17 protein-coding genes are annotated in these 17272 nt (G+C 66.9%); 4 read left to right on the top strand and 13 right to left on the bottom strand.

Annotated features, from left to right (window positions below; all coding sequences use genetic code 11):
* Window positions 1–106: 106 nt before the first annotated feature.
* The 6 genes from ACX5I6_RS10185 to ACX5I6_RS10160 all read right to left on the bottom strand — a co-directional run bounded on the left by ACX5I6_RS10185 (window position 107) and on the right by ACX5I6_RS10160 (window position 7561).
* Window positions 107–2173: a PhoX family protein gene (locus tag ACX5I6_RS10185; protein WP_461840411.1), complete on the bottom strand. Its 2067-nt coding sequence runs from the start codon at window positions 2171–2173 to the stop codon at window positions 107–109.
* A gap of 201 nt (window positions 2174–2374) precedes the next feature.
* The gene (locus ACX5I6_RS10180; protein WP_461840410.1) at window positions 2375–3379 is read right to left on the bottom strand and encodes an o-succinylbenzoate synthase; all 1005 of its coding nucleotides are present in this window, start codon (window positions 3377–3379) and stop codon (window positions 2375–2377) included.
* 61 nt (window positions 3380–3440) lie between these two features.
* On the bottom strand, window positions 3441–4457 hold the full coding sequence (gene corA / locus ACX5I6_RS10175; protein ID WP_018760591.1) for a magnesium/cobalt transporter CorA: 1017 nt from the start codon (window positions 4455–4457) through the stop codon (window positions 3441–3443).
* Window positions 4454–4948 (bottom strand): GbsR/MarR family transcriptional regulator, encoded by a 495-nt coding sequence (locus ACX5I6_RS10170; RefSeq protein WP_461840409.1) that lies wholly within the window; start codon window positions 4946–4948, stop codon window positions 4454–4456. Before ACX5I6_RS10170 ends, corA begins: the two co-directional genes overlap by 4 nt.
* Window positions 4945–6630, bottom strand: a complete 1686-nt coding sequence (locus ACX5I6_RS10165; protein ID WP_461840408.1) for an ABC transporter permease — start codon at window positions 6628–6630, stop codon at window positions 4945–4947. Before ACX5I6_RS10165 ends, ACX5I6_RS10170 begins: the two co-directional genes overlap by 4 nt.
* Window positions 6569–7561, bottom strand: a complete 993-nt coding sequence (locus ACX5I6_RS10160; RefSeq protein WP_461840407.1) for an ABC transporter ATP-binding protein — start codon at window positions 7559–7561, stop codon at window positions 6569–6571. The genes ACX5I6_RS10165 and ACX5I6_RS10160 overlap by 62 nt, the downstream gene beginning before the upstream one ends.
* A gap of 52 nt (window positions 7562–7613) precedes the next feature.
* On the opposite strand from ACX5I6_RS10160, the gene ACX5I6_RS10155 reads away from it, so the two are divergent.
* Both ACX5I6_RS10155 and ACX5I6_RS10150 read left to right on the top strand, forming a co-directional pair.
* Window positions 7614–8792: an MFS transporter gene (locus tag ACX5I6_RS10155; protein ID WP_461840406.1), complete on the top strand. Its 1179-nt coding sequence runs from the start codon at window positions 7614–7616 to the stop codon at window positions 8790–8792.
* A gap of 36 nt (window positions 8793–8828) precedes the next feature.
* Entirely contained in the window at window positions 8829–9734 is a 906-nt protein-coding gene (locus ACX5I6_RS10150) for a phosphatase PAP2 family protein (protein ID WP_461840405.1), read from the top strand.
* Window positions 9735–9921: 187 nt separating this feature from the next.
* Here the strand turns inward: ACX5I6_RS10150 and ACX5I6_RS10145 are convergent, their stop codons facing one another.
* The 7 genes from ACX5I6_RS10145 to ACX5I6_RS10115 all read right to left on the bottom strand — a co-directional run bounded on the left by ACX5I6_RS10145 (window position 9922) and on the right by ACX5I6_RS10115 (window position 15328).
* The gene (locus tag ACX5I6_RS10145; protein WP_133830402.1) at window positions 9922–10296 is read right to left on the bottom strand and encodes a VOC family protein; all 375 of its coding nucleotides are present in this window, start codon (window positions 10294–10296) and stop codon (window positions 9922–9924) included.
* Between the two features lie 198 nt (window positions 10297–10494).
* Window positions 10495–10992: a hypothetical protein gene (locus ACX5I6_RS10140; RefSeq protein WP_461840404.1), complete on the bottom strand. Its 498-nt coding sequence runs from the start codon at window positions 10990–10992 to the stop codon at window positions 10495–10497.
* Window positions 10993–11622 (bottom strand): signal peptidase I, encoded by a 630-nt coding sequence (locus tag ACX5I6_RS10135; RefSeq protein WP_461840403.1) that lies wholly within the window; start codon window positions 11620–11622, stop codon window positions 10993–10995.
* Entirely contained in the window at window positions 11612–12220 is a 609-nt protein-coding gene (locus ACX5I6_RS10130) for a hypothetical protein (RefSeq protein WP_461840402.1), read from the bottom strand. Before ACX5I6_RS10130 ends, ACX5I6_RS10135 begins: the two co-directional genes overlap by 11 nt.
* 71 nt (window positions 12221–12291) lie before the next feature.
* A complete protein-coding gene (locus tag ACX5I6_RS10125) occupies window positions 12292–12837 on the bottom strand; it encodes an alternate-type signal peptide domain-containing protein (RefSeq protein ID WP_461840401.1) in 546 nt (181 codons plus the stop codon).
* A gap of 189 nt (window positions 12838–13026) precedes the next feature.
* Complete coding sequence (locus ACX5I6_RS10120) at window positions 13027–13695, bottom strand: response regulator (protein WP_461840400.1); 669 nt, start codon at window positions 13693–13695, stop codon at window positions 13027–13029.
* The gene (locus ACX5I6_RS10115) at window positions 13688–15328 is read right to left on the bottom strand and encodes an ATP-binding protein (protein ID WP_461840399.1); all 1641 of its coding nucleotides are present in this window, start codon (window positions 15326–15328) and stop codon (window positions 13688–13690) included. Before ACX5I6_RS10115 ends, ACX5I6_RS10120 begins: the two co-directional genes overlap by 8 nt.
* Window positions 15329–15460: 132 nt before the next feature.
* Here ACX5I6_RS10115 and ACX5I6_RS10110 point away from each other — a divergent pair, with 132 nt between their 5' ends.
* Window positions 15461–16369 carry an ABC transporter ATP-binding protein gene (locus tag ACX5I6_RS10110; protein ID WP_461840398.1) on the top strand — a complete coding sequence of 303 codons (909 nt, stop codon included), beginning with the start codon at window positions 15461–15463 and terminating at the stop codon, window positions 16367–16369.
* Window positions 16366–17250, top strand: a complete 885-nt coding sequence (locus ACX5I6_RS10105; protein WP_461840397.1) for an ABC transporter permease — start codon at window positions 16366–16368, stop codon at window positions 17248–17250. The genes ACX5I6_RS10110 and ACX5I6_RS10105 overlap by 4 nt, the downstream gene beginning before the upstream one ends.
* The last annotated feature ends 22 nt before the right edge of the window (window positions 17251–17272 follow it).

The raw sequence follows: 17272 nt of genomic DNA, 5'->3' as shown, positions 1-17272 counted from the left end.
GAGCGGGCGTTACCAGAAGACCCGTCAAAGGTGAGCGGGCGTTACCAGAAGACCCGTCAAAGGTGAGCGGGCGTCGGGTTTCGGAGACCGGGCGGTGGTGAAGGGTCTAGCCGCGGAACACCTGGACCACTGCGGGACGGGGCGCGCTCACCTTGCCCGGTGCCGGCGTCGTGCCTGCCGGGACGTAGTCCGGGAAGTAGGAGTGCGGCGCCTCGAAGGTGCCTTCCTCGCCCGGGTGCTGAACGGAGACGAAGACGGTGCGCTCGTCGTCGTGGATGACCGGTCCGCAGGTTTCGGCGTCGCGCGGAACCGAAAGGAACTGTTCCACCTTGCCGCGCTCTGCACCGTCCAAGGTGACCTTGAAGAGCCCGTCGTTGTAGCCGATCCCGGACGGGGCGCCGTCGGTGGAGATCCAGAGGTTGCCCACGGAGTCGAAGGCCACGTTGTCCGGGCAGGAGATGGGCGAGACTTTGTCCACCGGGTAGCCGGAGAAGTAGGTGACGTCGCCCTGGGCGGGATCGCCGCAGACCATCAGGAGGGTCCAGTTGAACTTCGTGGAGGTCTGGTCGCCGGTTTCGGTGATTTCCACGATGTGCCCGTCGCGGTTCTGCGTGCGCGGGTTGACTTCGGTGGCGCCTTCCTTGTTGCCGGTACCGCGGTCCGAGTTGTTGGTGCAGACGACGTACACCTTGCCGGTGTGCAGGCTGGGCTGGACGTCCTCGCAACGGTCCATCTTGGTGGGTCCCACTTTGTCCGCGGCCAGGCGGGTGTAGACCAGGACTTCTTCGACGGACATGCCGGGGACGGCGGACTTGCCGCCGACCACCAGGGGCAGCCATTCGCCGGTGCCGTCGAACGCACCGTCGGCGGGAAGCGCCCCGGTTCCGGTGATCTCAGCAGCGGGAGAGTTGCCGGTGAACTTGGCGACATACAGGTCGCCCTCGGTGAGCAGGTCCATGTTGTGCCTGCGGTCGCCCTCACGGTATTTCCCTGCCGAGACGAACTTGTAGAGGTAGTCGAACTTCTCGTCGTCGCCCATGTAGGCCACCACATGGCCGGATTCGGCCATGATCACGTTGGCGCCCTCGTGCTTGAAGCGGCCCATCGCGGAGCGCTTCTTCGGGGTGGAGGTGGGATCGAACGGGTCGACTTCGACGATCCAGCCGAACCGGTTGGTTTCGTTTTCGTAGCCGGCGTTGCGGGTGTCGAAGCGGGGGTCGTCCAGCTCCCACTGGCGCGCGGTGGGCTTGGCGGTGAGGCCGTAGCGCTTGTCGCTGGCGGAGGTGCCGCCGGAGACAAAGTAGCCGTTGAAGTTCTCCTCGCCGGAAAGGATGGTGCCCCAGGGGGTGGTGCCGCCGGAGCAGTTGCCGAACGTTCCCTTGATGGCGCGGCCGGTGGGGTCGGCGACGGTCTTGACCAGGGCCGACCCGGCAACGGGGCCGGTCAGTTCGTAAGTGGTGTCGGAGAGGTAGCGGCGGTTCAGCGGGGCGCCCTTGACGTACGACCACGGCTTGGTGGCGTTCTTGCGCTCGAGTTCCACGACTGCCAGCCCATGGGCGGCGCGTCCGATGGCGCGGGTTTCCTTGGCGTCGTAGCCGGCGGGAACCATGATGTTCTCGTTGGTGTATTCGTGGTTCGTGAACAGCACCGCGCGGCGGCCCTTGCTGTCCGGGATCTCCACGATGTCCGTGTAGTCGTTGTTGTAGCCGAACTGCCGGGCCTGCGCTGCCGCGGTCTGGTTGTTCAGGTCGAAGTCCGGGGAATCGTTGAACAGCGGGTCACCCCAGCGGATGATGGGCTGCCAGGTGAATCCGTCCGGGACGGTGAAGGCATCAACGGCCTTGTCTACCGGCTTGATGGCGGTGAACTGCAGCTTGGACTTGCCGAAGCCCTCCTTGGCGGCCTTGGACAGGCCTGCGGCGGAGGCGGGTTCGGCGGAGGTCACCGCAGAACCGAGGACGACGGCGAGCGCACCGGCGGCGCCCAGGCCCAGGGCGGAGCGGCGGGACAGGGTGGCGGAGGCAATGTCGCGGAAGTAGCCGTTGGAGCTGGTGTTGCAGACCTCGCCGGCGCAGGCGTTGTCGCATTTGAGTGCACATGTGACCGGGCTGCGCTTGCCCTTCGTATGGCCGAGCATGGGCAGCAGGGTGAACTTGCGGGCAGTTTCAGACATGGGGAACCTTCCGAAGGAATGTCTTTGGGGTGCCCGCCCACCCTTCCAGCCCGTTCCTACAGGAAACCGTCCATTCGATGAAGTTATGGTTAACCGCCCGTGACCTGCAGGGACGTTGCCAAAAGTGAGCGGGCGTGCCAAGAGAAACCGCCAAAAGTGAGCGGGCGTGCCAAGAGAAACCGCCAAAAGTGAGCGGGCGTGTCAGGAGGCGGTGAGGAGCGCGTGCACCCGGCGGACGCGGTCCAGCCACCAGTCCCGGCGTTCGGCCGGAGCCGCGAACCGCTCCAGCAGCCCGGCGTCGGGAACGGCATCGCGGAGGCCGATCGCGCCGTCGTCGGCCACCAGGGGGTCCAGGGTGACGTCCGATTCAAACAGCGACACTGTGCCAAGGCCGCAGGCGTAGGGCAGTTCCGGCAAGGCTGCGGCCAGGGCCAGGCCTGCGCGGATCCCCACCGAGGTGTCCAGCGCGGAACTGACGACGGCGGGAAGTCCCGCCTGCGCCACGATATCCAGGGCGCGCCGCACTCCCCCGAGCGGGGCCACTTTGACGACGATCAGGTCCGCCGCACCGGCCCTGGCGACGCGCAGGGGGTCGGTTTCCTTGCGCACGCTCTCGTCGGCGGCGATCAGCACCGGAGTTCCGGCGTCCCGCAGCCGGGAGCGGACCTCGGCCAACCCTTCGATGGTGGGTACCGGCTGCTCGGCGTACTCCAGGCCCACTGCGGCCAGCCGGGTCAGGGCCTCCACCGCTGCGGGCACGTCCCAGCCGCCGTTTGCGTCCACCCGGATGGCGGCCCCGGGCAGGGCCGCCCGGACGGCGTGAAGCCGGGCGGCGTCGTCGTCCAGGGACTGTCCGCGCTCGGCGACCTTGACCTTGACCGCATCCACCCGGCCGAACCGGGCCAGGACCTCCGGCACCCGGTCCGCGGGAACGGCGGGCACGGTCGCGTTGACCGGCACGGACATGCGCAGTGGCGTCGGGAAGCCCTGCCACCCGGCTTCAATGGCGGCGGCCAGCCAGCGGGAAGCCTCGGCGTCGCCGTACTCCGGGAACGGGCAGAACTCGCCCCACCCGGCCGGCCCGCGGAGCAGCAGTGATTCGCGTTCCATGATGCCGCGGAACCTCACCCGCATGGGCAGGCTGACCACGTGTGCTCCTGCCAGGAGTTCGTCCAGCGGGGGTATCGGGGCATCACGGCGGGGCATGCGTTTCACTGTACCGGCGCCGGAGTCCTCCCGGATCTGCGGCAACGGCGGTGTGGAAAACCTAGATCCACTTGTTGTGCTTGAACGCCAGGTACAGGATGAGCCCGAGGAGCAGCATCAGTCCAATGGCATACGGGTAGCCGTAGTCCCACTCGAGCTCGGGCATGATGCGGAAGTTCATGCCGTAAATGGATGCCACGAGCGTGGGGGCGAACAGGATGGCAGCCCAGGAGGAGATCCTTTTGACCTCCTCATTCTGGGCGTAGCTGGAAACTGTCAGGTTCTTCATTTCATCGTTTTGCCGCTGGGCCACCAAGGCGGCGTTGACCGCGAGGGCGTTCTGCAGCAGGGCGCGGAAGGCCGCCACGCGTTCGTTGAGCCGGAGCACGTGGTCCAGGACGTCCCGGTAGTGGTCACGGAGCTCCGATGCCTGCTCGCGGTCCGGGGTTCCGGACATCAGGGCGTGCAGGATCCCGGCCAGCGGACTGGTGGCACGCTGGAACATGATCACCTGGCGGGACAGTTCGTAGATGCGGCGGGATACGTCCGGGTCCGCGCCGAAGAGGTCGTCCTCGATCTCGTCGATATCGTTTTCCAGCCCGGCGGCCACGGGTTCGTACTCGTCCACCACCTGGTCCAGGATGCCGTACAGCACCGCGTCCGGGCCGAGGGCAAGGAATTCCGGCATGGACTCCATCCGCCGCCTGACCCGGGCCAGGTCCGGGGACTCGGCGTGCCGGACGGTGACGACGTATTCTTCGCCGACAAAGACGTGGATCTCGCCAAAGTCGACCTTCTCGACGTCGTCACGGTACTTGGCGGGCCGAAGCACGAGGAACAGGCACTCCCCGTAGTGTTCCAGTTTGGCGCGCTGGTGCCCGGCGAGCGCGTCCTCCACGGCCAGGGGGTTAAGGTCGAATTCTTCGCCGACGGACTCCAGTTCGGCGGCATCGGGCCGGTAGAGCCCGATCCATGCCATCCCCTCACGCTGCCGCAGCAGGAAATAGGTTTCGTCCAGGTCCTCGGGGTCCTCGGTCCGCAGCCCGTTCACGTACACCGCGTTGTCGATGATGGTCACGGCTGCGCCTCCCGTTCCTTTTCCCAGTCGTCCAGCAGGGCCGGCATCCTTGATTTGAGGAAGCGGTAGAAGCGGGCCATCTCGGCCACCCGGGCCCGGGCCGCCGAACCTTCCGGCAGGGCCTCGGCGGTGGCGTCCGTCAGCTCGGCGAGCTTCTCGTAAATGGGACTGTTCCGCATGGACACCACGTACCACTCGTCGTCGTGCAGTGCGTAGAGGTCGCGGCGGCTGCCGGGCTGCGATACGCGGTGCACGAAGCCGACGGTCTGCAGGTAGCGCACCGCCCCGGACACGGCGGCGGCGCTGGCCCCCAGCCGCTCCGCGAGCTCTGCAGCCGTAAGGCTCCCCTGCTCGGATGACACCAGGGCCAGCAGCGTCCTGGCGGGCATCTTGGGAAATCCGGCGGCGGCGAACGCGGCAGCCGTCCGTTCGGCAGCAGCGGCGGCCACCCCGGCGTCCCGGGCGGCAGCCACCCCCGTCCCGGCGCTCATGCCGCCCCCACCTCCCGCCGCCGCATCGCCGCGACGGCAAGCGCGCCGGCGATGACGGCGATGGCCAGCATCCACCACGCCCCGCTCCAGTCGGTCGCGTTCCCGTGCGGGACCGGCGTGTGGGTAAACGGGGAGAGGTCGCGGAGGCTCTGGTCCAGGCCCAGCATGCCGCCGAAGATCCCCAGGAACACCCCGAGCCCCAGCAGGGCCCAGCCAACGCCGATGGTCGCGGCGGGCCACAGGACGAACACCAGGGCGGGCACGGCGAGGTAGACCAGCGCCGCCGGCAGCTGCGCCACGGCGGTTTGCCAGAGTGCATCGGCCGGCATGGCCTGGTCACCGGAACCGGTCAACGTGATCCACGTGCCCACCGCGGTCAGGCCAATAACCAGGACCACTGCTGCGGCACCGAGCACCAGGTAGCCGGCCAGCCAGCGCATCCGCCCCACCGGAGCGGCGAGCAGCAGTTCCGCGGTCCCGGCGGCCTCTTCCTGCCTGAGCCTGATAACGGCCTGCAGCGCGCAGGCAGCGGCCAGGATCCCTGCCATCGAGAACAGGACAGACACCATGAGCTGGGTCAGGGAAGTGCCCTGCGACTGCAGGATCGACCTCAGGACGGCGGTGATATTGGTGTCCGGCGTGTCGACGGCGGCAATCGCCTTTCCCAGCGACCCGGCCAGCAGGCCGAGGGCCAGGCCACCCAGTGCCCAGCCGATGATCGAGTTGGCTTGCAGGCGCAGGGCGAGGGCCGCAGGGCTGCGCAGGCCCGGCCGGGCGGTGAGGCGTCCGGGGCGGGCACCCCAAACGCTGGCGCCGCTGTCCCGGGTGCCCAGGATGGCCCATGCGGCCCCGAGGCAGGCGACGCCGAGCCCCAGCGGCAGCAGCAACGGCCAGGCCCGGTTGCCGGAGAAGGCGAACGTCTGCTGGCCCCATCCGATGGGCGAGAACCAGCTGGCGGCGCCTTCGGTCATGGACGTTCCGTCAGCGTGCGGGGTCCCGGTGGCGTCGCCGATCCCGCGCAGCACGTACGCCAGGACAACCAGGGCGGAGGAGACACCGTTGGCGCCGCGCGAGGTGCTTATGAACTGGGCCACCAGGATGCCCACGCCAAGGAAGGCAAGGCCGACGGCGCCCGTGGCCGCACCCGCAACGAGGGACCCCTGCAGGTCCAGGCCCTGGGCGGCAAGCCCGGCGCAGACTGCGAGCGCCGCCAGGACATTGGCCGCCGCACCGTGCAGGACGGTGGCAATTGTGGGCAAGAGCCGGCCCGCGGGGGTGGCGGCCACCAGCTCGGCGCCCCCGGTTTCCTCGTCGGCACGGGTGTGGCGCACGGCCAGGAACGTGCTCATCAGTCCGGCCAGCAGGGCCAGGAAGGCGTAGACCAGGAAGAACGTGAAGGCGCCCTGGTCAGCGCCGCGGGGCAGGCCGCGCAGCATCAGGATGGCGGGGGTGGCGATGGCCACCTGCAAAATTTCGGCGCGGCTGGCGGCGTTGCCGTACGTCTGGGTCACGGCGGAGGCGGCGAACAGGGCGAAGGCGCCGATTCCCAGGATCCAGCTCAGCAGCTGCCAGCGGTCACGGCGCAACCGCTGGCCCCAGAGGATCATGAGGACGGCCATGTCAGCCACGTCCCCTGGCGCCCAGCAGGTGCCGGCGCGCGCCGTGCCGGTGGTCCCCGTCATCGTCCCGCGCCCCGGATTCGGCACCTGCCGCCGGGTCGCCGTAGTGCCGCAGGAACAGTTCCTCGAGCGACGGCGGCGTAATGGTTAGCCCCTGCACCGCCAGGGCGCCCAGGGCGGGCAGCACCTCCGCCACCCGGTCCGATTCCGCGCTGAACTTGACCCGGCCGGCGTCGAATGTCAGGTCATGCACGGCCCCCAGCCGTGCCAGGGAGGCTGTGTCCAGGCCATCGGCAGCGAACGAAACTTCGGTCCTGGTCAGGTGGCGCAGGGAGTCCAGCGTACCGCCGTCCACAATCCTGCCGGCCCGGATGATGCTTACCCGGTGGCACAACACCTCCACCTCGGTCAGGATGTGGCTGGAGAGCAGCACGGTGGCACCCCGCTCGACGGCGGCCAGCAGTTCCGTGCGGAAGACCGCCTCCATGAGCGGGTCGAGGCCGCTGGTGGGCTCGTCGAGCAGGTAGATTTCGGCGTCCGTGGCGAGGGCGGCGATCAGGGCCACCTTTTGCCGGTTGCCTTTGGAGTAGGCGCGCCCCTTCTTGGCCGGATCAAAGTCGAAGGCCTCGCACAGCCGGTCCTTGCTGCGGCGGTACCCGGCACCATCCGCTGTACCGCCGCGGAGCCGGGAGAGCAGGTCGATGGTTTCGCCGCCAGAGAGGTTGGGCCACAGCCTGACGTCGCCCGGAACATAGGCCAGGCGCCGGTGGAGTTCAACAGCCTGGGTCCACGGGTCCATGCCAAGGACGGTGGCGGACCCGGATGTTGCCTTGGCCAGGCCCAACAGGATGCGCAGGGTGGTCGACTTCCCGGCGCCGTTGGGTCCCAGGAAGCCATGGATCTCCCCTGCCCGGACGTCAAGGTCCAGCCCGTCCAGGGCACGGACCCGGCCAAAGTTCTTGTGCAAGCCCACAGTTTGGATGACGGTGTTCATGGATTAATCTTCGGAGTTTTCACAAGTTTGTGAAGGTACTAAAGTCCCAATCATGAGCACTGAAGGCCAGGCCGCCCGCTCGTCCTCGGCGCCACTGTATGCAGCGGGATTCGTCACAGCTTTTGGCGCCCACAGCATCGCGGCCGGGCTGGGCTCGCAAAGCGGAAATATCGGCCTGACGCTGCTGAACCTCGGAATCCTGCTGGCCTTGTATGACGTTGCCGAGGTGTTCCTCAAACCGGTCTTCGGTGCGCTCAGCGACCGGATCGGAGCCAAACCTGTCGTCGTGGGCGGCCTGCTGGCCTTCGCCGCGCTGTCGCTGATCGGACTTGGCGCGGCCGACCCCTTGGTCCTCGCCCTGGCCCGGCTGGGACAGGGCGCTGCGGCGTCGGCCTTTTCGCCGGCGTCATCCGCGATGGTGGCCCGGATGGCGCGCGGAGGCAAGGCCGGCACCTATTTTGGCCGGTACGGCTCCTGGAAGAGCCTGGGCTATATCATCGGCCCGCCGCTGGGTGCGGGGCTGATCCTGGCGGGCGGTTTCCCGCTGCTGTTCGGCGCCCTCTCCGTCCTGGCCGCCGTCACGGCTGTGTGGGTGCTGGTGTCCGTCGCGCACCTGCCGCCGCTGCCCCGAAAGCGGTACACGGTGATGGACCTCGCCCGGCAGCTTGGCGAGCGTCGTTTTCTGGTACCCACACTGGTGCTGGCCGCGTCCACCGGGGCGCTGGGTGCCGCCGTCGGTTTCCTGCCGGCGCTGGCTGCCCGCCATGGCATGGATGCCTTCGCCGGCACCGCCGCGGTAAGCGTGGTGGCGCTGGGTTCGGTGCTGACCCAGCCGTGGATCGGCAGGCTGCGGGACCGGAACGCCGTCACAGACAACAGGGGCACCGCCGCCGGCCTGCTGCTGATTGCCGCGGGCATCGCCCTCGTTGCGGCCGCCCCGGGCGCGGTGACCGTTTTCGTGGCCGCGGCGTGCATCGGGACAGGGATCGGCGCCGCCACGCCCCTGGGCTTCGCGCACTTGGCGGACACCACGCCACCGGAACGGATGGGCCGGACCATGGGCTCGGCCGAGCTCGGCCGCGAACTGGGTGACGCCGGCGGCCCGCTCCTGGTGGGCGGCATCGCGACGGCCACAGCGCTGCCGTTCGGCCTGGGCGTCCTCGCGGTACTGGTGGCGGCAGCGAGCATTCCCCGGCTCGACCCCGTCAAGCCGGATGCCACCAGCCCCTGAGCAGCCGTCCAGCTTTTTGTGTCACCCTTAAGCGCGATGACTTCTTCACAGCAACTACCCACCAGGACACCGTCCCGGCCCGCTCCGGGTTCGGCGTTCCTGTTCGTGCTGTCCACTGTGGCATGCATTGCCGGTCTGGTTGCCACCTACTACTTCTTCATCCAGACCGCCACGGGCCAGTTCATCGATGAGTCCGCGCTGGTGGAAGCCGTGGACATCCACGGACCGGCAGGCAAGGCCGCCACCCAGTTCCTGGACTGGCTGCCCACCATCTCACTGGTGATGGCCGCCGTCGTGGTCCTGTTCGTCACGGTGATCCGGCGGCACTGGGCGGAAGCGGGAATCGCCGTGGCAGCGTGCATCGGCGCCAACGTGGCCACACAAGTCCTCAAGGACCTGCTGCCTGCCCGGCCGGACAAAGGCGTGCTGACCCTTGAGCTCAACTCCCTGCCGTCCGGGCACACCACGCTGGCGGCCTCGGCCGCGGCCGCCGTGTTCTTGATGGCATCCCCGCGCTGGCGCCCCATGGCCGGCTTCATTGGTGGTTCCTTTGCCATCGCGTCCGGCGCCTCCACGTTGATTAACCAGTGGCACCGGCCCGCGGACGTGGTGGCCGCCTTCCTGCTGGTGGGCGCCTTCATGATCCCTGCGGGCTGGCTGATCCTGCGCCGCGGTTCCTGGAATGAGTGGGACGGGTTCGGCCGGCACCTTGGCTCGGCCCGCATCTGGCTGACGCTTCCGGTGCTGATCGGATTGGCCTCGGCCGGGGTGGCCGTCTATTCGCTGATCCGGATTGCGCCCAGCCCGTGGCAGGAAACCAGCACCACGAACTACTTCTGGGCCGGGATCTCGCTGATTGTGATCGCGGGGTACCTGGCCACGGTGGCAACGACGTCCTTGTTCGCCTTCGCGGCGCGGCGCCGGGACGCGACCGGGCGGTAAGGGTCACCGGGCGGGCGGCACAGTTTACGGCGACTCCCTGACACCCAGCCGGCATCCGGGAACTCTTGACCGAACCTTGCGGAATTTACTCCGGGTAACTTGAGCGCCGCCGTCGATAGTTGCTAGTGCCTGGCGGCGTCTTGAAGTGGGCGCCCCCAGGCACTCCAGTATCCGCCGCCGCCCACGCTCAGGGTTCGAGCCGCCTGCGAAGGAGGCAGAACTCGTTGCCTTCCGGGTCCTGCAGGACATGCCACTGCTCGCGGCCGGTCTGCCCGACGTCGGCCGGACGCGCTCCCAGTGCCAGCAACCGTTCCAGTTCGGCATCCTGGTCCCGGTCCACCGGGTTGATGTCGATGTGCAGCGGGAGCCGCCCCACACGCGGGTTGCTGCTGGGGCTGAAGATGATGGTGGGCTGAAGTCCGCCGAACCCTGCCGCCGGCCCGATTTCGATCGAGCCCTCCTCACGGTCCAGCTCGACGTAGCCAAGGACTCCACACCAGAACCGTGCAAGCAGTTCGGGGTCGGCGCAATTCAGGACGAGTTCACTGATTCGGGATGACATGAGCGCAGTCTACCGACGCGCAAACCCATTTTCGCGGCGCATTTTCCCCTGCGCGCCCCACATATCCGGGGCGGGAGAGCGGCTCCGGGTCGCCAACGAATGTGGGTGTCGCCAGGCCAGCTCGGCGGGAGGAGGTGCCACTGCGTGGGGGGTTGCAGCGGCACCTTCTTCCGCCGAGCTGGCGGGAAAGCCAGGTGCCTAGAACGTGGTGGACAGGCAGGTGACTTTGTTGCTGTTGTTTCCTTGCTCAAGCGAGACTGTGGCCGAGGCCGTGGTCTGTGACTGGTCCGCGTACGTCGCTGTCACACGGATGGTCAACGGAGTGGTGGTCCTGTTGGCCACGACGATCTGCGACGCGATGGTCAGGGTGACCGTGCTGGTCGTTCCCAGGCTCACCGATTCGGTGTAGGCCGGCCCGTAGGTGCCGTTCGACTGGAGGGCGGCGTAGCTGAGTGCCGTTGGCGTCGTCGAGCCTACCGCCGACAGGGTGGCCGTAATTCGCGGGCTGTCGTTGGTGCACGTGAATCCGGAAAACTTGTTGGCAGGCCAGGTGCCGGACGCCGTGACGGCCATGCTCGCCGTCGCGCTTTGCTGCCAGAGGGCCGAGGCCGTGCCGCCGCCGACGCCCAGCAGCACAGTGAGTACGAATGCCCCCACCGCGAGCGTGGCGCCTGGAATGCTCTTCAGCCGCCGCATTTAGGCGGCCTCGGCAGCGGGGTCATCCTGCTTGCGGGCCTTGCGCACGGACTTGTAGACCGTGATGGAGCCGTAGCCGATCAGTGCCACGGCCGCGATGACCGTCCATATTTCCCGGTCCGAATTGCCCAGGAAGTTGGCCACGAAACCGACGTACGGGACGGCGTAGAACAGCTTGCCTTTGACCTGGATGGCCCGGATGGGCTCGGGATCGTTGGCCCCGTTGTTGTCGCCCTTGGTGATGAGCGTCTTCTCGCCGGACTGGGTGGAACCAAAGCCGACAATCCGGTGCGTTTCCACGTCGGGGCGGCCAGAGTACAGCTGGAAGGTGATGACGTCGCCGTACTTGAGTTCGTCGAACGGCACCGGTTTCATCACCATGAAGGTGCCGGGCGGGTAGTGCTGCGCCATGGACTTGGTCAGCACGGTGTAGGTCTGCGAGCCGGTCGCCACCGGCACCACGATCAGGACAAGGGCGGCAAAGAGCGCCACCAGCATCGCCGCCATGCTCAGAATGCGTCCGACGGCGGCCCAGGCGCCTTTGCGCCCGCGTGCCGGCTTTGGTTCGGCTGCGGGAGCGTCGGGTCCGGTGTCTCCGCCGAGCAGGCGTTCGGTCAGGTCAGCAGCCACTGGGCACCCCGCAGAGTTGACGTGCGGTGAGTGGAAGGGAGATGGTCACTGCTTGTCCTTTCACTGTTGACGGGGCGGTGGAGGCGAGGCTGACCTGGAAGCAGAAGATGGTGGACCCGCCTTTGCCCACTGTGGGCGAGACGAGGCCGCTGGTGCCGATCTGCGCGTAGCCGGTGCCGGAGCTGCACTCCGTGGCGGAAACGGCGGTCTTCGCGCTCACGATGATGTAGGAGGCCAGCGTTCCACCGCCGGTGTTGGCCACTGTTGGCTGGCCCACCGTGGTGGCGGTGTTGAACTGGCCGCCGGCGTTGGTGTTGTTGGTGACCATTACTCCCCCGGAGACCGGGCTCCCGGGCCCGAGCGTGCCTGCTGGAGACAATGCCAGGTTCGCCGCGGCACCGTTGGCCAGGGTCATGTTCGTGGTGGTGCCGGAGTTGACCGCCGTCAGCGCCACGTCGAACGAGGCCGCGGATACGGTGCCGGGAGCGGCCACCGCGGACGCGTTCCAGAGGGCAAATGTTCCCTGCACGGTGAACAGTCCCAGGACCACGGCAGCGGCGATCAATGCCGCCGCCTTCAGTGAGCGCGTGATGCGCATGTGGTTTCCTCCTGGTCCTGTTTCCTGGTACTGCCGGCCGGGTGGCCCTGGGGCCACCCGGCCACGTCAGGCTAGGAGAGGCCGGACTGGGTTACCTGGGTCAGCTGGAAGGCCACATTGTTGAAGTTGTAGGTCGCGGTGGTGTCCGCGCGGCCGGTGGTGGTGGACAGGAATTCGAAGGTGATGGTTGCGGTGACCGTCTGGTCCGCGCCCGTTTGCGTGGGCTTGAGCGGGTTGGCGACGGCCGTGCCGCCCACCGTGAGCACAGGAGCGCTCACCGAGACGTTGGCCGGCGTGAAGCCGTTGGTGGCGTTGATGCCGGTGGTGGCAACGTTGGCGGCCATCTTGTTGCCCGTCAGGGTCACGGTCAGGTCCTGGGTGAACGTGAGCTTGTCGCCCGGGACCACCTTGTAGGTGCTGATGTCAATGGTGGCGCCGTTACGGTCTTTCCACACACCGTTGACGCTCTTGACCACGTTCAGGTCACCGGCAACGATCGTGCCGGGAGCGGCGGTTGCTTCTGCGTTCCAGTTGGCCAGGGTTCCTCCGCCGCCCAGCAGCAGTGCGGCGCCAACGGCGATAGCGGCAGTTCCCTTGACCAGAGTGCTGTTCTTCATGATGTCCCCTCAGACTTTGCGGTGTTCGTTTTGTCTAGCTGGGACTTACTTTGCAGTGCCAAGCTCAGGAAGTGAGGGGGTAAAGAGTCAACAAATGCTCAAGGTATTTGAAATTTCAACTGGTGCTTGACCTGCGGTTATATCAACAGCGGCGAGCTTGCACCGGCGGCCGGCCGGTCAGTGCGGCAGTCAGGAGACCGTGTAGGAATTCATCGGCCGGCCTGTACTGCCGTAGGCCAGGTCCAGGACCAGGAGGCCCTTTCGTTCCAGGGTGCTCAGGTAGCGCTGGGCGGTTGGCCTGCTGACGCCAAGCTGCTCGGCAATTTCCGCGGCGTTGACGGGCCCGCGGGCGGCCCGGACGGCGTCGAACACTTTCTGCATGGTGGGCTGGAGGCGCGGGGCCGGAGCCGACGCCTTGATCCCTGCCAACCGTGCCTTGTAGAGGTTGTCGATGGTTGCCTGGTTTGCCGTCGAAACGGCTTCCAGCTCCTCGCGCCACTTCCTGTAGGCCTCCAGCTGCGTGCGGAGGCGGTCGAATCCGAAGGGCTTGACCAGGTAGTAGATGGCGCCGCTGGTCATCGCGGATTTGACGGTGGCCAGGTCCTGCGCGGCGGTGATCACGATGCTGTCGATCTGGGTTCCGGCTGATTGCAGGGACCGGAGGAGGGAGAGTCCGTCCTCGTCCGGCAGGTGGATGTCCAGCAGGAGGAGGTCCGGGTTCAGACGGACTATGGCATCCCGTGCGGCTGCGGCACTGTAGACCTGGCCGACGCACTCGAATCCGTCCACCCGCTCCACCCTGGCCGCATGGATGCCCGCAACCCGGAAATCGTCATCCACGACGAGCGTCTTAATCAACGCCGGCACTCCTGTCTTCAACCGCTGCCTGCGTCTTTGCCGGCAGCCACACCTCAAAGTTACCGCCGGGACCTGGAAACACATCCAGTGTTCCCCCTGCCCTGCGCACGATCCTGCTCACCAGGGCCAGCCCGATGCCTCGACGCATGCCGGGCCGGGGATCCTTGGTTGAGTATCCGTCCACCATGACCTGGTCAAGCTTGTCGGCAGGGATGCCGGGCCCGTTGTCCCGGACGGCGATGAAGACGCCGTCCGCGTCGTCGAACTGTACCGTCACGCGGCGGGGCCGCGGCGTATTCGCCAGCGCGTCCACGGCGTTGTCGAGGAGGTTGCCAACGATGGTTACCAGCTCGGTGGGATCGGCCTCCGGATGTTCCAGCCTGGAGTCGGCGGTCACCTCCATCTGCACGTCTTGTTCGGCGGCGACGGCCACCTTGGCCAGCAGCAAGGCAGCCAGCTCCGGCGGGGAAATGCTGGCGCGCAGCCTTTCCCCCAAGGACCTGGACATGGTTGATACCTGCGAGACGTACTTCTTGGCCTGGTCCAGGTCCCCCATTTCCAGCAGGCCGTCAACAATGTGGAGCCGGTTCGCGTACTCATGTTCCAAGGCCCGCATGGCCTCCATCAAACCTTGGATCGAGTGAAGGTCACGCACCAGGCCTTCGATTTCGGTGCGGTCCCGAAGGGTTACCACTGACCCGATGCTGCGGCCGGCGGTGGCCACCGGCATCCTGTTGACAACCAGCAGGGCATCCTCGGTGAGCGCCACCTGGTCGGCGCCGGGGAGCCGGCCGGCCAGCAGGTCCCGCAGGCGGCCATGCGGCAGCAGCTCGGCAATGGGTTTCCCCAGGGCCTCCCCTTCCAGGTGGAGCAGCCGCCGGGCCTCCTCGTTGATCACCGTCACCTTGCCGTCGTCGTCCAGGCCGACGACGGCCTCCCGGATTCCGTGGAGCAAAGCCTCACGTTCCTGGAGGAGGGAAGCGATCTCGGCTGGCTCCAGGTCGAACGTGACCCGCTTGATGCGCCGCGAGAGGAGCAGGGAGCCCACGATGCCCAAGGCCAGGACCAAGGCGGAGAAGCCCGTGATCAGCCAGATGTTCTGCATCTGGTTGCTCAGGACCTGGGTGTCCTCGATCCCCACCGAGACCTGGCCCACCACCGAGCCGCCGGCACCAAAAATGGGGGCCTTGGCGTTCGCGGAGCGGCCCAGGCTTCCGGGGTCGAAACCGACGTGGGTTTGGCCGTCCAGGACCGCCACGGGTTCTTCCAGCCGGTGGCCGATCAACGCTGGATCCGGGTGCGAGAACCGTATCCCCTCCCGGTCGGTGACGACGACGTAATCGGTCCCGGCGGCTGCCATGACCTGGCGGGCAATCCCGTTGATGAGGTGGCCGGGGTCCCCGGAGGCCACTGCGGAGCGGATCTCGGACATCTGCGCTGTGGTGGTCGCAATTCCGAGGGCGCGCAGCTGGTACTGCTGGTCGAGCGTCTGGTTGCTGATCATCGAAAAGAGGAAACCGCCCAAGGCCACGGTGAAGATCAGCAGCGACAGCGAGGCAAGCAGGATTTGGGCGGTCAGCGTTGTGAAACGCCTGCCGGCCCGTGGCCTGCGCACCGCGGATTCGGTGCTCATCGCGGCCCCGGACGCACGGATTTTGCATGGGTGCAGAAAATGCACAAAACGTGCACTTTTGCGGCTAAAGCACACATCTTACGGAAGTCTTTCTGCCCGGAATGATCACTTCCTAAGCTTCACACAGTTCCAGTGACCACCATCACTAACCCGAACTACATGGACAAGAGACAGCGAGGTCTTGCAATGGACAGCACCCCCACACCCAGGCCGCCCGGGCCTCCGCAGAAGGCCGCCGAAGGGGCGCGGATCGAAGTGTCCGGCCTGACGAAGCGCTACCTGACGCCGAAAGGCGAAACCTTCACGGCCATCCGTGATGTGACGGTGACCGTCGAGGCCGGACAGTTCTGCTCGATCGTCGGACCTACGGGCTGCGGCAAGTCCACCACCCTGGCCCAGGTCTCCGGCCTGGAGCAGCCGAGTGCCGGTTCGGTAAGGGTGGGCGGCAACCTGGTGGAAGGCATCACCGACGGTGTGAGCTACATGTTCCAGGCGGACGCCCTGTTTCCTTGGAAGAGCGTCCTCAGCAACGTCATGATGGGGCCCATCCTTCTCGGCATGCCGAAGCGCCAGGCCACGGACCTTGCCCGGGATTGGCTGCGCCGGGTGGGCCTGGCCGGTTTCGAGGACCGGTATCCGCACCAGCTTTCGGGCGGTATGCGCAAGCGCGTGGCCATGGCGGCGGCGCTTATTAACAATCCGCGGATCCTCCTCATGGACGAGCCGTTTGGAGCACTCGATGTGCAGACGAAGGCCATCATGCAGAACGAACTGCTCAAGCTTTGGGAGGAACTGCGGCCCTCGGTCCTGTTCATCACCCATGACCTGGACGAGGCGGTGGCGCTCTCGGACCGGGTGGTCATCATGACCAGCAGCCCCGGGTCCGTCAAGGACGTCTTCGACATCGACCTTCCCCGGCCCCGCGGCAATGTCCAGGAAATCCGGCACGAGGAGCGCTTCCTGGAACTCCAGGGCCGTATTTGGGAATCCCTGAAGGACGAAGTCACCCGCGCCTATGCCCTGACGGCAGGTGCGGCATGACAACCGTTGCCCACCCCGAAACCCGCAAAAGCGAGACGCCAGTGGAACCAGAAACAGCAGCGAAGAGCGTCGGCCGGATCAAAGCCCGGCGCCGCACCACGTCCATCTGGATCGGCCGGGTGGTCCTGGCCGTCGCGGTGGTGGGCGGCTGGCAGTGGTTCACCACGGAAGGATGGGTGGACAAATTCTTCTTCGGCCAACCCTCCGAAATCTGGGACAGCCTGGTCAAGCTCTTCACCGAAGGGACGGCGTTCGGCACCATCTGGGAGAACCTGGGGGTCACCGCGCAGGAGGCGTTCTTTGGTTTCCTGCTGGGAACCTTCGTCGGCGTGATCCTCGGCATCCTCCTGGGGTCCAACAAGTACCTGTCTGCCGTCGTCGGGCCCTACATCCGGATCGTGAATTCGATTCCGCGCATCGTGCTCGGCTCGATCTTCATCGTGGCGTTCGGCCTCGGGGTCTTCCCGAAAATCCTGCTCGCGGCCGTGCTGGTCTTCTTCGTGGTGTTCTTCAACGCTTTCCAGGGCGTCCGTGAGGTGGACCAGAACCTGGTGGCGAATGTGCGGGTGCTCGGCGCTTCGCCGTACCAGGTGGCGATGCACGTGACCATTCCCTCCGCGATGACGTGGATTATCGCCAGCCTGCACACCGCTTTCGGCTTCGCCATCATCGGAGCGCTTGTGGCCGAGGTGCTCGGCGCGCAGAAAGGCATCGGCCTGATCATCAGCCAGGCGCAGGGGACCTTCGATCCGAATACGGTCTTCGCCTGCATGGTGATCATCGCCGTCGTCACGCTCTTTGCCGAATCCCTGATCAACCTCCTTGAGCACAGGCTCCTCAAATGGCGCCCGCCGAACCGTTCCGAGGCCCAGGCCATCTGACCCCGGACCCAGCTTTCCAACC

The organism is Arthrobacter sp. MMS24-T111 (genome assembly GCF_054888995.1).
This window is presented reverse-complemented; position numbering and strand designations above follow the sequence as displayed.